Source organism: Nocardia sp. NPDC003963 (genome assembly GCF_053605105.1).
Genome location: NZ_JBSGIP010000006.1, coordinates 94357 through 108491 on the forward strand (window position 1 = coordinate 94357; position 14135 = coordinate 108491).

General features: G+C 66.9%; 19 protein-coding genes. 13 read left to right on the forward strand and 6 right to left on the reverse strand.

Going from position 1 to position 14135, the window contains the following annotated elements:
- Positions 1 to 17 precede the first annotated feature (17 nt).
- From ACWEWT_RS15190 to ACWEWT_RS15200, 3 genes are read left to right on the forward strand one after another with little or no spacing between them, the layout of a single operon-like run.
- On the forward strand, positions 18 to 542 hold the full coding sequence (locus ACWEWT_RS15190) for a hypothetical protein (protein ID WP_452559319.1): 525 nt from the start codon (positions 18 to 20) through the stop codon (positions 540 to 542).
- Between the two features lie 23 nt (positions 543 to 565).
- Positions 566 to 1342 (forward strand): helix-turn-helix domain-containing protein, encoded by a 777-nt coding sequence (locus ACWEWT_RS15195; RefSeq protein ID WP_452559320.1) that lies wholly within the window; start codon positions 566 to 568, stop codon positions 1340 to 1342.
- Positions 1339 to 2574, forward strand: a complete 1236-nt coding sequence (locus tag ACWEWT_RS15200; protein ID WP_452559322.1) for a M20 family metallopeptidase — start codon at positions 1339 to 1341, stop codon at positions 2572 to 2574. The genes ACWEWT_RS15195 and ACWEWT_RS15200 overlap by 4 nt, the downstream gene beginning before the upstream one ends.
- Before the next feature lie 192 nt (positions 2575 to 2766).
- Here the strand turns inward: ACWEWT_RS15200 and ACWEWT_RS15205 are convergent, their stop codons facing one another.
- On the reverse strand, positions 2767 to 3171 hold the full coding sequence (locus ACWEWT_RS15205; protein ID WP_452559324.1) for a hypothetical protein: 405 nt from the start codon (positions 3169 to 3171) through the stop codon (positions 2767 to 2769).
- 152 nt (positions 3172 to 3323) lie between these two features.
- On the opposite strand from ACWEWT_RS15205, the gene ACWEWT_RS15210 reads away from it, so the two are divergent.
- The 4 genes from ACWEWT_RS15210 to ACWEWT_RS15225 all read left to right on the forward strand — a co-directional run bounded on the left by ACWEWT_RS15210 (position 3324) and on the right by ACWEWT_RS15225 (position 5010).
- Positions 3324 to 3791 carry a hypothetical protein gene (locus ACWEWT_RS15210; protein ID WP_452559326.1) on the forward strand — a complete coding sequence of 156 codons (468 nt, stop codon included), beginning with the start codon at positions 3324 to 3326 and terminating at the stop codon, positions 3789 to 3791.
- A gap of 139 nt (positions 3792 to 3930) precedes the next feature.
- The gene (locus tag ACWEWT_RS15215) at positions 3931 to 4350 is read left to right on the forward strand and encodes a hypothetical protein (protein ID WP_452559327.1); all 420 of its coding nucleotides are present in this window, start codon (positions 3931 to 3933) and stop codon (positions 4348 to 4350) included.
- On the forward strand, positions 4347 to 4658 hold the full coding sequence (locus tag ACWEWT_RS15220) for a hypothetical protein (protein ID WP_452559329.1): 312 nt from the start codon (positions 4347 to 4349) through the stop codon (positions 4656 to 4658). Before ACWEWT_RS15215 ends, ACWEWT_RS15220 begins: the two co-directional genes overlap by 4 nt.
- Before the next feature lie 103 nt (positions 4659 to 4761).
- Positions 4762 to 5010, forward strand: a complete 249-nt coding sequence (locus ACWEWT_RS15225; RefSeq protein ID WP_452559331.1) for a hypothetical protein — start codon at positions 4762 to 4764, stop codon at positions 5008 to 5010.
- 105 nt (positions 5011 to 5115) lie between these two features.
- Here the strand turns inward: ACWEWT_RS15225 and ACWEWT_RS15230 are convergent, their stop codons facing one another.
- Entirely contained in the window at positions 5116 to 5610 is a 495-nt protein-coding gene (locus ACWEWT_RS15230) for a hypothetical protein (protein WP_452559333.1), read from the reverse strand.
- Between the two features lie 458 nt (positions 5611 to 6068).
- Here ACWEWT_RS15230 and ACWEWT_RS15235 point away from each other — a divergent pair, with 458 nt between their 5' ends.
- Positions 6069 to 6212 carry a hypothetical protein gene (locus ACWEWT_RS15235; protein ID WP_452559335.1) on the forward strand — a complete coding sequence of 48 codons (144 nt, stop codon included), beginning with the start codon at positions 6069 to 6071 and terminating at the stop codon, positions 6210 to 6212.
- Positions 6209 to 7399, forward strand: a complete 1191-nt coding sequence (locus tag ACWEWT_RS15240) for a hypothetical protein (protein ID WP_452559337.1) — start codon at positions 6209 to 6211, stop codon at positions 7397 to 7399. Before ACWEWT_RS15235 ends, ACWEWT_RS15240 begins: the two co-directional genes overlap by 4 nt.
- 112 nt (positions 7400 to 7511) lie before the next feature.
- On the opposite strand, the gene ACWEWT_RS15245 is transcribed toward ACWEWT_RS15240, so the two are convergent.
- Positions 7512 to 7895 (reverse strand): hypothetical protein, encoded by a 384-nt coding sequence (locus ACWEWT_RS15245; RefSeq protein ID WP_452559338.1) that lies wholly within the window; start codon positions 7893 to 7895, stop codon positions 7512 to 7514.
- Positions 7896 to 8346: 451 nt separating this feature from the next.
- Between ACWEWT_RS15245 and ACWEWT_RS15250 the strand changes: the two genes are divergently transcribed.
- A complete protein-coding gene (locus ACWEWT_RS15250; protein ID WP_452559340.1) occupies positions 8347 to 9018 on the forward strand; it encodes a hypothetical protein in 672 nt (223 codons plus the stop codon).
- A 108-nt stretch (positions 9019 to 9126) separates the two neighbouring features.
- Positions 9127 to 9543, forward strand: a complete 417-nt coding sequence (locus tag ACWEWT_RS15255) for a hypothetical protein (protein ID WP_452559342.1) — start codon at positions 9127 to 9129, stop codon at positions 9541 to 9543.
- A 274-nt stretch (positions 9544 to 9817) separates the two neighbouring features.
- Here the strand turns inward: ACWEWT_RS15255 and ACWEWT_RS15260 are convergent, their stop codons facing one another.
- Entirely contained in the window at positions 9818 to 10156 is a 339-nt protein-coding gene (locus tag ACWEWT_RS15260; RefSeq protein WP_452559344.1) for a hypothetical protein, read from the reverse strand.
- Between the two features lie 129 nt (positions 10157 to 10285).
- On the opposite strand from ACWEWT_RS15260, the gene ACWEWT_RS15265 reads away from it, so the two are divergent.
- Positions 10286 to 10717, forward strand: a complete 432-nt coding sequence (locus ACWEWT_RS15265; protein ID WP_452559345.1) for a hypothetical protein — start codon at positions 10286 to 10288, stop codon at positions 10715 to 10717.
- A gap of 361 nt (positions 10718 to 11078) precedes the next feature.
- On the opposite strand, the gene ACWEWT_RS15270 is transcribed toward ACWEWT_RS15265, so the two are convergent.
- Positions 11079 to 12320 (reverse strand): hypothetical protein, encoded by a 1242-nt coding sequence (locus ACWEWT_RS15270; RefSeq protein ID WP_452559347.1) that lies wholly within the window; start codon positions 12318 to 12320, stop codon positions 11079 to 11081.
- A gap of 401 nt (positions 12321 to 12721) precedes the next feature.
- Here ACWEWT_RS15270 and ACWEWT_RS15275 point away from each other — a divergent pair, with 401 nt between their 5' ends.
- A complete protein-coding gene (locus ACWEWT_RS15275) occupies positions 12722 to 13225 on the forward strand; it encodes an HNH endonuclease family protein (RefSeq protein ID WP_452559349.1) in 504 nt (167 codons plus the stop codon).
- On the opposite strand, the gene ACWEWT_RS15280 is transcribed toward ACWEWT_RS15275, so the two are convergent.
- The gene (locus tag ACWEWT_RS15280; RefSeq protein WP_452559350.1) at positions 13200 to 13976 is read right to left on the reverse strand and encodes a hypothetical protein; all 777 of its coding nucleotides are present in this window, start codon (positions 13974 to 13976) and stop codon (positions 13200 to 13202) included. The genes ACWEWT_RS15275 and ACWEWT_RS15280 overlap by 26 nt on opposite strands.
- Positions 13977 to 14135: the final 159 nt, after the last annotated feature.

Here is a 14135-nt window from a genome sequence, read left to right on the forward strand (position 1 = left end):
GTCCGAGGGGAGACGCAGTGCCCGTGCCTGACCTGTTCGACGACACCGACAGCGATTTCGGCGCACCGGTGCCCCGGATCCTGATGTCACTGCACGCCGAGTACTACGACCTGATCCTGGGGGGCGAGAAAGTCTACGAGTACCGCAAGCGCTATCCGACCACCGGTGCCTCGTCCTGGTATGTGTACCTCACCGCGCCGACCAGCGTCCTCACCGCGGTCATCGACCTCGCCGCCCCGATCACCGGCACCCCAGCCGAGATCGCCGAGATCGCCGAACGCGCGCGGCCCGGCAACGGAGCGTCGGTGTACGACTATCTCGCTCCCGCCGGCCACGGGATTGCGCTACCGATCGTGCGGGTGCGTCAGTATCCCGGTCTCACCGCGGAGGAGTTGACCGCAGCGCTGGGCAAATGGCATCCGCCGCAAGGCCAAATGCTGATCGACCGCCATCCGCGACTGGCGAAACTCTGCGATGAGCTGACCTCTGCGCCGATTGTGCGCGAACGCCACGTACAACCCGAGGCGTCCGCCGTACCCTGAACTAGGGGGCAGGGAGGTGGGCAATGAGCAGACGGCAACGACCCTCACTGCCCGCCCACGATCGCGACATCTCTCCGCTCCGCCGCGCTCGGCTGACCCGAGGAGCGACGCTGGAGCAGGTCTGCGCCGACCTCGACCAGCGCTCGGCCGACGGATCCTCCGGTGTCCACCCCGGCATGCTGTCGAAATGGGAAACCGGGGTCCACCACACCAGCGACAAATACCGCGAGCTGCTCGCCACCTACTACGCGCAACCCGCCGAACAGCTGTTCGCCCACCAAGACCGCCACACCCGCGAACGCCCCGATCCGCGGCTCGTACTCACCTACGCCGATCTGCACGAAGCGATGCTCGAAGTGGTCGACGGCGCCCGGGACTACCTCGTCGTCACCGGCTCCCGCTCCCGCGACACCGCCTACCTACAGGCCATCGAGAAGGCCCTCAACCGCCGCAACACACTGGTGCACTTCCGCATCCTTTTCGGCCGGCCCCGCCATCGCACGCTCACCGAACACCTCGGGCGGCTGATCGATCTGCGCGACCCCGCAGACCGCAGCCTCGGCGTCAAAACCCTGCACATCAGCATGATCGACAATCCGGACTACCCCGAACGGTTCTTCGTCGCCTCCGAACACGCCGCCGTCGCACCCATCCCGTCGCTGACCAGTGCCGAATCGTTCGACTGCGGTGTCGTGCTCGGCGCCGCAGCCGGCACCCGCTACATCGAACACGCCCGCCAGCTCTACCTCTGCGGCCATAAGCTGGAAACCGACCAAGCCCTCACCGAACTCGCCACATGAGCCGATCCCTCACCGCACAGACGACCGCCAGCAGGAGGCACCCCATCACCGCCCACGACATGCTGGCCGCCGCCCACCACGACCAGGACTCCGTCCTCGCGCTGGCCCGCGAACTGATCGCCATCCCCAGCCGCGGCGGCGTCGACCCGGGCGAACCCATACTCGACCACACCGCCGCCTGGCTCACCGGCCACGGCCTGCCCGTGCGGATCCTGCGCGCCACCACCGGCGCCCCGGTCGGGATCGCCAGCGAAATCCACGGCCACCGACCCGGGAAACGCTGGGTCCTCGACGCCTGCCTCGACACCGCCGTCTACGGCGACGAACACGCCTGGACCCACCCACCCACCGACCCCGTCATCCGCGACGGATGGCTATTCGGCCGCGGCTCCGCCGATAGCAAGGCTGCGGTCTCGATCTTCTGCCACCTCGCCGCCCGCCTGCACCGCGACCGCCAACACTTCACCGGCAGCCTCACCCTGCTACTCGACCTCGACGAACACACCGGCGGATTCGGCGGAGCCACCACCTATTTCGACACCCTCACCGACGTGGGCGGAGTCATGATCGGATACCCCGGCCTCCACCACATCGTCGTCGGCGGCCGCGGCGTCCACCGCGTACGCCTCCACGTCCACGGCATCGCCAGCCACGCCGGCGGCCGCACCACCACCCCCAACGCCATCAGCAAAGCCGCCGACATCATCACCCGACTCTCCGCCGTCGACCTGCCCACCGGTTCCGGCGAATTCCCGCCCGGCAAGCTGACCGTCACCGAGATATCCGGAGGGCAGGGCTACTCGGTCACCCCGGATCTGTGCAGCATCAACATCGACATCCGCACCACCCCCGACTTCGACGACAACGCCGCCGAGACGCTGATCTGCCACATCGTCGACGAGGCCGATCGCGGCTGGCTCGACACCAAACCCACCCTCATCGAACACGTTCAACACTGGCCGCCCTACGCCCACCCGGACTCCGCACCCGCCACCGCGCTGTTCGCCGCCACCCGCGGCCTCGGTATCGACGTGACAGCGAAAATCGCCGGACCCAGCAACATCGGGAACTACCTCGCCGGTCTCGGCGTCCCCGTCACCGCGGGCTTCGGCGTCGACAAGATCGGCGAACATTCCACCGACGAACGCATACGCATCGACACCATCCCCCTCGTCCACGCCGCCTATCACACCGCGGTCCGTGACCTCCTCACCAGCACCAATCCCCGATAGCCCGATGATGCCGGGGCCGGTCTGCGGCCGAGGTTGCCCACGCGTTGGCGCACGGTCGCGTGGTCCCAGCGTAGCCACATGTGCTCGGCACGGAATCGTCCGGAGGTACTGAGATCGGGTCTGTCGAGTTCAGCGATATCGATCTGCGTCGGTGCATGATGGTGAACCGCGCTCCGATGACCGGATATCGCCTTACCGGACAGGAATCCGGCCGTGGTGTACCTTCCGGAAGCCGTCGGTGGCCAGGTACTTGTCGAGTTCGGCGTGGTTTCCCGACCATGCATGCTCACCGATGACGAGGACGCCCCAGCCGGCGTGGGCCGCCTCTGGGAACTCCGGGCCGGCCGGTAGCTCGGTGGTCCAGTCGCCGATGTTCAGCCGAACCCAGCCGTCGGTGACGGTCACCGAGGCAATGCCGGGGGTCTGTGGAGGCGCGCCGTCGGCACCCACGGCAAGGCCGAGGGCAGAGGCCAGGCGCTGCATGTCCGTGTCGATGCCGGCCTGCACGGGGTACAGCAGAATGAACGGCACTTCGCCTGCGGGTGTTTCCCCGACCCAGCCCGTGATGCCGATCAGCCGGTCGGTATCGAGGCCCATCCACCAATTCAGATCATCCACGGGGGTACTTTCGTCGGTCGGTGCCTACGATGGCAAACCCGCATCTGTCGTCAGCGTGGGGCCGATGGAGATTCGGTCTCGCATGGGCCGGCTGGGCGCCATTGGATCGGCTACGAATCCGATTCCCGATCGTGGGCTCCTGGGTGATGTTGGTTTGCGGAGTGGGCGCGGGGTCAGGCCGGTTTCACCGCTCCGGTGGTGAGCTTCGAAATCGCCTGCTGGCTGACTTCGGCGGCAGTAGACAATTCGGCCTGCTTCCATCCGGCGGCATAGAGGCGGCGGATCAGCTCTGTGCGTTGAGCAGGCTGGCCGCGTTCGGTGAGGTTCTCGACGAGTCCGACGAGTCCGACGAGTCCGACGAAACCCGAGCCTCCTACAGGGACCTGGTTGCCGAGATCCGGCGCGTCTATCTGGCTGCTACCGGCGCGGCGGTGTGGCTCGATCACCGTGACGACATCGCCGATCCTGCCCGGATGGCCGGGAACCTGGACCCTGAACAGCGTGAGCGGCTGCGCAGCGCGCAGCGGCGGGTGCTGCACCTGAGGGCCATGATGCTGCGTGCGGCGCACCGATACGACACCGGCCGGCTCGAATCCTGACACCACGCGCGGTCCACGATCCGGCCCCGCGTGGGCGGGTGTGTCGGTGCCTACGGCTACGGTGACCGTCGCTTTCCCCACACACGTGGGGACACCCGTGGTTCCCTTCTTGTTGCCCGACTTCTCAGGTGGTGATCGCATGACTGCGCCGACCGAGTTCCGCTATCGCGACAACTCCCGCTACCACCTCAACAGTGCGCGTGACGAGGCCGCCCGCGCCGGGCACGCGGCGGTCTCGCGCCGCTGGCGTCGCGGGCTGGCCGATGCGGTGTTCAACGCCGGCGACCGCCAGATGCTGCTGGCCGCGGTCCGGGACGGGGCCAGCGTGGCCGAAGCCGCCGCCGCGGTAGGCGTCACGCATCAGCAGGTCTATGGCCGCACCGAATGGGACCCCGATTTCCGCGCCGCTCTCGAAGGAGCACTCGCCGCGTCTTGCCCGGCCGGTGCGTTGTGCGGCACCCCCAGTGGGAAGCGCCGTCACGGGGGCCGGTGCCTGGCATGCCGCCGCGCGCACCGTCGTTCCCCGACCATCCACGAAACCGAAAAGAAAGGCACATGATGGCTGCACCTGTCGACCCCGCCGCGGTGATCGCCGCGACCTACGACTCCTACCTGCTGCGCGATCGGCGGTATCCGGGACTACTGCCCGAGGATCTCGCGCCCTGGCACCTCTACATCATCGACGGCGGGCACAGCGTGCTGGTCACCCTCAGCGCCACCGGCGAGGAGGGCCACGAAGTCGCCGCGCCGGTGAAGACAGTGCTGCGTCACGGCTGGACAGTCCTTGCTGATGGCCGCATCCACGCCGACCTGCCCTATGACCCGAAACTCGGACCGATCACCGAACCCGGTGACGACGAGCACTGACAACGAGACGGGCCCACACGAGGCTCGGGCTGCACCTGATCGCTGCAAGAGCCGAAGATCCAGCACGGGCCCTGCGATACCCAGGTAGAAGGAGATATTCGTAATGACCACCGACGCCCCGGCCGAACTGTGGTGGACAACCGTAGGATTCAGAGGCAACCCATGCCCGGTTGGTCCGTGGCATGGCGCTGAAGCTGCCCGCGCTGCCATCGGCCGGTGGCGTACCCGGATGGCCGGCCGCGACGGTGAACTGGTCAACCAGTACAGCGTGCGGCTCTACGGCTATCGCACCCGCGCATTGGCCCGCGACGCCGACGTTGCCGACAACCCAACCGGTCGAATCGCGCTCTGAACATCCAATCTTCTTGCGATGCCAACCATGAGCCCGATCTACCCGATCGTCACACCTCGCCGCCGCACCAGCTCGGTTCAGTGACCGATCCATCGGCGAATCTGTTCAACCGCCGATCATCTGGTGCGCCCAGTCCGGCAGGACGGTCGGCGCCGCGGGATCGATCATGATGGCCAGGAAGTCGCGGTGGTCGACGCCGACGCTGATGGGGATGTCACGGGTGGCCGCGCGGACGGCACCGGCGAGCAACGGACGCAACCACCTGGGCATTTTTTCACCGCTCACGCCGTCGTCGCCTGGCGCTGTGTGCGTCGTGTCGCCGCGCGGTGTCGGATCGAGTGCTATGACAGCTTTCGCGCAACGGTCATAGCGCTCGGCCGCAGTGATCCATGGGTCGCTGACGAGGATCGGGCCGATGTCGTCGCGCATCGTCGCGTGCGTGTACGGCATGATCTCGTTGGCGACGCGGTGTAGCGAGGTAGGAAGCGGGATACTCGCGACATCAGCAGGAGTCTCACCGCCCAGGACCAGCAGGGGAATGTCCCAGTCGAAACCCGTATCGGTCGCGGGCCATACGGCGGTGCTGTAGTGGATGCTCATCGCAACTTCCCTGGGTGTGGGTCCGATTTCAGTCGGCTGCCTGCTGCGTCGTCTTGCACGCCAGGACCCACGGCGAAGCCACATAGCGGTCACAGGCGATACCGATCCCAGCGGGAGCGAACCCCACTGATGTGGGGAATCCCCGCGTGTGCGGGGACGAGAGCCAACCTGGATACCCAGCGGCTGCGATTATCATGCCCTATCCCACCGACAGAGCTTGCGCGGGGTTGGTCCGTGGCGCCGTGGATTTGAGCGCGCTTGTGGATCTTCGGAGGTTCGCCTGTTTCTACCGGGTGATTAGGATCAGGGGACAGCAAGGAAGTCGGCGAGTGTCGTTGGCCTCGAGCATGTTGGTGCGTGCCGGCCGCCGGTCGCACCCGGGTCGACTCGCATGCTCGCGGCCCGGCTGACTCGGTGAATTGTCTGCGGTGGATGCCGGTGAGATGAAGGAGACCTCGATGGCGATCGACACAACGAGACTCAACGAGATCGAGGCCATGCTCGGCGAGGACATCCTCACCAAGGCCGACCTGGCCACCCGACTACACGCGGCGGGGTTTCCCGAACTCGCCCGGGTGGTTGGGCAACTCACGCGGCGATGACCGCAACAGGCAAGGCGCCGACCGCGTGGAGGGGGCTGAATCCGCGCCAGCGGCTGTACCTGTCGACGATCCTGGATTTCGACCAGGCCGCCGAGGCCGACATCCGCCGCCGATCGGCGAACTGGGAGAAGACGCCACCGGCGTCGGAATGGCGGCAGATCCTCTACGACATCAAGCTGCCGAAAGAGCTGGTCGGCTACTCGTCGGTGCAGGCGACGTTGCGTCAGGCCGGTCAGCACGACTCCGGCTCCGGATCGACGCTGGCGGCGCTGGAACGCCGCGGGCTGGTGAACGTCACTCACGATCTGGTCTGGATCCCGCTGTTGAGCGTGATGGTTCCCCGGATCCGGGTGCGGCTGAGCACTCTCGGGCGCGCGACGGCCCGTCACGGCGCGGGCGTGCGGGCTCCGGTGTCCCCGCCGCGCGGGCTGCTGTCACAGGTCTCGTTTCACGCTATGGCCAAGCTGTACGCCGCCGGCGAGGCCGGTCTGGTCCTGCATGCGAAGGGCACCCCGAGCTGGGACACCCTCCTGCGGCTGCGCAACCGTCCCTACGATCCCTGGATCGACGAATTCACCGCCCCAGGCAAGCACGGAGGGCGTTCCTGGCGGGTCCGGCTGACTCCGAATGCGCGGCGCCACTACCAGATCCACCGGGCCTGCTACGGCGAGCTGTATCCCGATATCGACGCGCCCGAGACCAGCGAGGCCGCGCACGTCACCCACTGCGGGCTGGCCGATCACCGGAGACGCACACCCACCCACCTGCTCGCCGAGGCCGATGTACGCATTCTGTCCGAGCTGGTGCGCCTGACCGGCGAGGGCAGCTGCTGGCTGCAGCAGCTTCTGCTGCGCGACTATATGGACGAGGAGGAACCAGTACCCGAGTGCGTGCGCGGAATGCGGCCGGGCTTGCTGCGCAACCAGGTCAAAGACCTCGCCCGCACCGACAAACCGATCCAGCGCCTCACTGGCTGGCCCTCCGGCCCCTTGGCGGAGATGATCGAGCTGACCGACGAGGCCGTCACTCGCCGTTGGTCGCGTGCTGCGTCGCTGCTGGTGCTCACCGAACAGGGCAGCGAGCATTACGCGCGCCATCGCGAAGAGTATCGGCAGTTCTATCCCGACCTGCACCTCGCACCAGGTCTCGTAGATGCGGGCACAAGAGCTGAGCCCGGCCCGGCCTGATTCATGCGGTAGCAGCCACGTGGCCGGGGTGCCTCCGCGGAGCCCTGGAATCCCCGGTCCCGACGATCGGCTGGCTGCCCCGGCCGTGCGGCCGCCGCCGGGCCGTGCTCAGTCAGCGATGCGGGGCGTCGGCGGCCTGCACGTGCGCCGATACGATCGCGGCCAGGGTTTCGGGTTCGGTGTCGCGGAAGGTGAGCTCGATGCACTGGCCATCGACATCGACTCGGATCAGGCCTGAGCCCCACACCGAGGCGTTGTCGAGCGAACTGCTGTCCGGCCGGTCGATCAGTGAATCTCTGGCCCATGAAGCGCGCATATGTAGCGGAGCGTCCTCGCTGATGGCCTCGAACCCGAACGGACCGCGCTCGAATCCGTGCCGGAGTAGGCAGTCGTCGATAGCGGTGATGACTGCGGCGAGCTGGTCATAGGTGGGCGGATGGAGGTCGAACCACGGCTGCCACGACAGACGGTCACCACGAAAGTTACGGTCTCGCACGAGTATGAGGATCCCAGCCGGCCGAAGTCACGATCGCGCACGGGTGCCGCGGGATGGCCGCGAGACCAGCAGCGGACAGTCCCGGGCGAGCCGGTGGTGGAAGCGCAGTGTCTCGCGGACGATCATGTATCGCCGATCCTGCACTCGGCATTCAGCAATCGCGCGGGCCGGCATGCCCGCGGTGGCGAGCACCGCCGGGTTTTCGCTTCTATGCGGCGGGAACGCAGATTGCCCGTCCGTCTGGTGTGAGCCGCGATGAAGGAGGGTCCGCTCGTATTCAACAGGACCACCACTACCGGCATCGCATCACCTGTGATCGCCCGCGCAGCCGAGGTACTGCGCGGCAGGCATTGAGGGCGACGAGCATTTTTGCAGGATCGGCAGTGGCGAAATCGGTGAGTCGCGGGCACCGAATCGCGATGATGCCCGCATGGATTCGACGATGCCGGATATGACAGCGACTCATCACCCGACAGCACTGGAGTTCTTGCATTCCACCGTGGATCGGCTCACCGCGACAGACCCGGCGGATTCCGCCGATGCGGTGCAGATCATTCACGAGGCACTGGCTCTCACCGCGACCGCGAACAGTCTGATCGACAAGGCACTGATGGAATTCGAATACGAGGTGTATTGGCCAGGTCAAGACTTCCTCACCGGCGCGCGAGAACAGTACTTGACCCGGGCCGTGGACCGGCTCGCGTCCGCGCTTCCCACCCCGATATCCGGGCTCGCCCACGACCAGGTCACTGTGCTGACAGGCCCCGAAGTAGCGCCGCAGCAGTATCAGCCACATCAGCCCGACGGCTATGACGGAGTGGTCTGTGACCCGGATGCGCCGGAGCGGGCTCGCCAGTTGCTTCTGCACCGCACACAGTCCGTCGCCTCGGCGAACACGAGAGTATGGACCCAGGTGCACAACCTCCTGGTCCAGCTCGCCGATCAGGCTTCGGACCCACAGCACCGCACAGCATGCCGGGTAACAGCCATGCTCGTCGATGCGATTCTGAATCCGGATCCGGGTAAAAACCCGGAGGACATCCACCAGCGAATCCTCACCATCGAAGCCGCCGATAAGACCGTCGGCGAGCCGCGCTCACACCCGAAACCATCGACGCGGTAACGGCACTCGCTGCCCGGGGCCGGTCGTAGCCGGGTTGCATTATGAAGGTCCTGCGGTCCCGGGGTTCTGGAGTTGGCGCGAGGTCTTCGGCGGGGGATGCTTAGGAATGTGGCTTCGCCGACTGTGTATGTCGATGTTCTCGGCTACCCGCATGTCTGCCGCAGGTGCAGCGTCCAGCAGGACTGGGTGTGGGCGGTACAGGCCCGAGCGATTCCTCGAGACGGGTTCCGGGAGGCGTTCGCCACCGATCAGGAATACCCGGTTCGAATCGCCCGGGACCTGCTGATCGCCGCCGGACACCCCGACCGGGCAGCGTTGCTGGGACAACGACGCGAACGCGGCCGGAGTTTCAACCCGAACATCTGTGGCTCGTGCCGCCACCAGGAGGATTGGTATTCCTTCGAAGGCGTGCTCACCGCTGGATATCACGAGACCAGGCACGCGATCGCCTCCGCGGCATGCCCGGTCGCGAGGCGGCGTGAACTGGTCGACCTCGCCCGCGACAACGGAGCGCACTGGGTCTGACCTCAGGAGGCCCGACGAGACGGACGTGAGGCCGCCCCGCTCAGCGCCAGCGGTGCATCGTATGAGTCCATGCCACGGGCCGCCGCCCGCGATCGGGGAAGATCACCCAGTTCGGTGAACACGCTGGTGAGCAAAGCCAGCCGGTCGAGGAATCCGGACGCGATCGCGTGGTCAGGGCGCGAACGGCGGATCCGATGGAGCGGTCCACGACGCGGAAGCCTCCCAAGCGGGTGCGGGATCCCGGCGGGTGATGCTGACAACTCCCGGAGCCTGGTCACGGCTCTTTCGGCATGGCATCGACAAGGAGGCCGCGCACAACATTCACGAGGTGGTCGAGGTGATCTTCGACCATGTCGGTGGCCCTCGGGTTGCCCTCGGTCAGGTCGGCGGGCATGCATCCCCAGATGAAGGCATCGAGCTTGGTCACGTCGGCGAGGGTGACCGGCTCGTCGCCGGGGGCGGTCAGTCGGCCGATCAGCCATTCGAGGCTGGAGTCGAACTCGGCCTTGATCTCGGTGGCCAGCGATGGATCGCCGATGGTACGAGTGACACGGGCCGGGAACTCGAGATCAGGGTCGAGCTCGAGCAACGCGATCGTGTGTGCGGGGTCCACCTCGTCATTGTCCCTCGTCCTGACCGCTGACCCCAGACGCGTATCGCCACGCCTCCGCAAGTAGAGCTGAGATCTCACGTTCCGGTGACAGCCCTCGCCTCGCTGAAACTTCGGTTTCACACTGGAGGAGTGCCCCGCGCACGCCCGAACCGCTACACCCATGCGATGCTCCGCGCCGACCTGCGCCGGATCATGCGGCGCCTGCGCGCCGACGCCACCGAGCGCGGCGAGTACCTGCGCTACCCGGCCGACGATGATCTCGCCGCGCTGCACGCGCTGGCCAGGATCGCCCACGCCACCGACTCGCTGATCGACTGGCACATCGTCGGCGCCCGCCGACGCGAACACCAGCTGCCAGACGGCACCATCGACCCAGGAAAACCGGTCTCCTGGGAACGGATCGGGGACGCGCTGAACATCACCGGCCAGGCCGCCGGGAAACGCGCCCGCGCTCGGCGGCTCGCCATCACACCGCCACCACCGATGACACCCGAGCGGTACCAGCAGCTGGTCGCCGAGGGGATCCGGCTTGTCTCACAGCGCGGCCGCGGCCGCCGGTAGAAATCAACTCAGAACGGGCACCTGCGTTAGCGCCGGATTCCGGGCAGAGTCACTACCCCCGTGACAGCCGCGCCACACAACAGCGCACGCGACGCGGTCCGCAGAACTCGACACAGCTGGTGGTGTCGAAGTCGAGCAGCCAGGACTCGAACTTCCAGCCCTCGTAGTCCGGCGTTCGGCAGCTCACGACCCAAACCAACAGCGCCTGCGTCTGCCCGATCGCCCGTATTCGCCATGGCCCGATCTTGCCCGCCCCGCGGTCCGGCGCCGGCACCGGACCGAATACCAGGTCAGGATGACAGCGGGTTTCGGCGCGGGACCGCAGCGGGCCCTCACGGCGATGTCGAGGCATTGACAGGTATCAGCATGCCTGGAACGGCATACAGGCACTGGGTGTAACCGGCGGCGGCGCCTGGTGCGGGGCAACCGGTCGCGACGGCTGAACTTGGCCGGCTGGGGATCGCGCCGGGTCACCGATGCGCGACGACGACGCTTCGCTACCACAACGGACCACCATGAGCAGCAGGAACGCCAAGACGATGATCGCCAGGACCGAGATCGCGGTATCGAGCCCCGGCCACTGGGTCCACCGGCGGGCAGCGGGCTCGGTAAAAGGCGGTGGGGCCGCCGCCGGGAAGGACGGATATCGTTCGCCGACCGGTCGACGCGGTCGTCTGGGCTGCTCGATGGAATCCGATACAGGCCGCGCGTGGAAGACGTCGTCGAGATCGTCGTCGCTCCACCGGCGGGCGTCCCGGCCGTCGGCGCGCGGCGGCGCGGTGCCGGGCGGCGCATCCGCGGCCGATCGACCGCTGATCGGTTGCGTGAGCGGGCTCAGCCTGCCCCGCGGTATCGGCGGTGACAAAGGCGGGTGCATGCCCCGGCGGGCAGTGGCCGGGACCGGGGCCGGGGCGAACGGGTCGTCCCCGGACCCGATGGGTTTCGGGGCGACGGTCGGTGGCCGCGGGACCGTGAACCCTTCGTGAGCCAGCTGGTCTGGGCTGGGTAGGTATTCGTCGAGATCGAGTAGGTCGAAGGCGCGTTGGATATCGTCTCCGCTCCAGCAGGGTTGGTCTCCCGGTTTCGGGGTGAAGTGCTCGAGTAGTGACCGGTCGTTGCCGGGTGGGGCGGCGACAACGAAGATGCCGTCGGTCAGCTTCGAGGAACGGATGGTCAGATCGGCTTTCGCAAGGGGTGCCAGGACGACCAGCAGCTCGACCCATTCCGGTAGGCGCGCGGCCTTGAAGTTGTCCTTGACCGCGTACATGTAGGGGCGGCCTTGGGCAACCGGGTTGGCAGCCGAGTCCAGAGAGTAGAGGTCCGCAGGCGCGCTCCCGACCCGCCATGTGCCGTTGATGCGTGGATCGAGCACTCCGCTCTGGGCACTGCAGAACCCCTTGACCTCGATCACGGTGCAGCCGTATGGAGTCCACACCAGCACATCGAGCCCGTAGACCCGGTTCTTCGTCATGCTCTGCACATTGCAGCCCACCACCGCAACCCCACCGACCCCGCCGCTGCCGGTCCGCCACGAGGCCAGCAAACGGCCCACCATGGCCTCGGTGGACTCGGGGTCGGCCTCGCTGCTGACAACCACGATCATCACAGACCCCCAGAACTCGACACCGCAGCCTTCAAGCCTACTGCGCCAGGCCTTCGTGGGTTCACGAAATGCGTTCGGCACCAATATAATAAGCACCGCGAGACATGCTCTGGCCGATACACCGATTGGGCCTGGCGCAGAAACCGAACCGGCCGCAGTCGATTACACCAGCGGTGGTCGAGTTTTGCTCGCCCGATGTCCATCTCGATGTCGCTGCGATCGACTACCGTGACCGGTGATCCGACCCATACTCATTCCAGAAGTGGAGACGTTGTATGCGTGGACTTTCTCGGGCCCGGGCTGGTGTGGTCGCAGCTTCGGCGGTGGTCGCCGCTCTGTTCTCGCCTGCGGTTGTGGCGGCCGAGCCTCCAGCGATCCCGGATGCCGGCACCGCGCGGTCGATGCTCGATGGCCTCGCGGTCGCCCAGGAGGACTCGGCCGGCGGGTACTCCCGGGAGAAGTTCCCGCACTGGAGCAGCACCGGGGCGTGCACCACTCGCGAGACCGTGCTGGGCCGCGACGGCACCGGCGTGACCGCAGACGCGGAATGCCGCCCCACCGGCAGTTGGTATTCGCCCTACGACGACCAGACCGTCACCGATCCCGCCAAGGTCGATATCGATCACGTCGTCCCACTGGCCGAAGCGTGGCGGTCCGGAGCCCGGGAGTGGAGCACCGAACAGAGGCAGCAGTTCGCCAACGATTTGGGCGGCCCCCAGCTGATCGCAGTCACCGCGCGGTCCAATCGATCCAAGGGCGACCAGGATCCGGCCGCGTGGCTCCCCACGAACACCACCTACCACTGTACGTATGCGCGAATGTGGATCGCGGTGAAGTCGACTTGGCACCTCAGCCTGCAACTGGCGGAGAAGGACGCACTCACCCGTGCCCTGGCGGGCTGCTGAACCGGGCGCCGCAGAGCTCGTCCCGAGTGGCGAGACCGCGGCGTGCTCTCCGCTCGCCTCGGGCTGTGGTATAGCGACCCGCCTGCGGCAATTCCGGAGGGCCGAGTGTTTTAGATGCCCTCTCCCTACCTTCCGGCTCATTCTTTTCGAACGACGCGATGGCCTTTACACAGTGCGGGGCAGTATCGCCTTCCATCGGTCCCACAAGCATGGCGCTGATCGGGTTGCGCTCGCTGTCGATCTCGGCCACCGCGCGCTCCAGTGCCGGCGGTGTCGGGTCGCGGAAGGTCAGCGCGTCGAGAAGACGGCGGCCGGCGTCGGGCGTCTTGGCCAGGGTCGGCAGGATCGCTTCGAGGTCGTGGGCGCACACCGTCGCGTTCGGCACGGTGTGCGGTCCGAGTAGGTCCTCGAAGAGGAAGGTGTCCACCAGCGGGATGGGTTCCAGGGTGACGACCAGGCCGCGGACCGGCCGATCCGTCGGGATCTGCTCCAGGCCGGGGATCCGGTCGGCGGTGGTGTCGATCTGATCGCGGGCCTTCTGGACCCGGGTGGTGAGCAGGGCCAGGCCGTCCTCGTCGCCGAGGCGCGCGGCGGCGGTCGAGCGCATGCTCTGGGTTTCGACGAGTAGTACGAGTTCGGGGAAGATGTCACCCGCGCCGACGACACCGGATGTGTCCTGCGCACACGGCTCGGTACCGGCCTGGTGCGTGGCGCTGATACCGGCGAGCAACTTCGAGTCCTCGTTCTGCACCGGGCTGTTCGGCCCGTTCGCGAGGATCCTCGGTAACTGATGGTCTCACGTCTGCGACCCGCCAGGGTTTTGGACCTGTACAGGGTCGGTGCGTTGTAGGATGGCCGCGGTACCGTGCAAACACGGGAGATTCACGGAACGTATTGCTGTAGTTCGCTT

What these genes read in the sequence shown, in the direction of transcription:
- ACWEWT_RS15195 (WP_452559320.1), top strand. Translation starts at nt 566, where the DNA reads ATGAGCAGACGGCAACGACCCTCACTGCCCGCCCACGATCGCGACATC.
- ACWEWT_RS15200 (WP_452559322.1), top strand. Translation starts at nt 1,339, where the DNA reads ATGAGCCGATCCCTCACCGCACAGACGACCGCCAGCAGGAGGCACCCC.
- ACWEWT_RS15205 (WP_452559324.1), bottom strand. Translation starts at nt 3,171, where the DNA reads ATGGGCCTCGATACCGACCGGCTGATCGGCATCACGGGCTGGGTCGGG.
- ACWEWT_RS15215 (WP_452559327.1), top strand. Translation starts at nt 3,931, where the DNA reads ATGACTGCGCCGACCGAGTTCCGCTATCGCGACAACTCCCGCTACCAC.
- ACWEWT_RS15220 (WP_452559329.1), top strand. Translation starts at nt 4,347, where the DNA reads ATGATGGCTGCACCTGTCGACCCCGCCGCGGTGATCGCCGCGACCTAC.
- ACWEWT_RS15225 (WP_452559331.1), top strand. Translation starts at nt 4,762, where the DNA reads ATGACCACCGACGCCCCGGCCGAACTGTGGTGGACAACCGTAGGATTC.
- ACWEWT_RS15230 (WP_452559333.1), bottom strand. Translation starts at nt 5,610, where the DNA reads ATGAGCATCCACTACAGCACCGCCGTATGGCCCGCGACCGATACGGGT.
- ACWEWT_RS15235 (WP_452559335.1), top strand. Translation starts at nt 6,069, where the DNA reads ATGGCGATCGACACAACGAGACTCAACGAGATCGAGGCCATGCTCGGC.
- ACWEWT_RS15240 (WP_452559337.1), top strand. Translation starts at nt 6,209, where the DNA reads ATGACCGCAACAGGCAAGGCGCCGACCGCGTGGAGGGGGCTGAATCCG.
- ACWEWT_RS15250 (WP_452559340.1), top strand. Translation starts at nt 8,347, where the DNA reads ATGACAGCGACTCATCACCCGACAGCACTGGAGTTCTTGCATTCCACC.
- ACWEWT_RS15270 (WP_452559347.1), bottom strand. Translation starts at nt 12,320, where the DNA reads ATGATCGTGGTTGTCAGCAGCGAGGCCGACCCCGAGTCCACCGAGGCC.
- ACWEWT_RS15275 (WP_452559349.1), top strand. Translation starts at nt 12,722, where the DNA reads ATGCTCGATGGCCTCGCGGTCGCCCAGGAGGACTCGGCCGGCGGGTAC.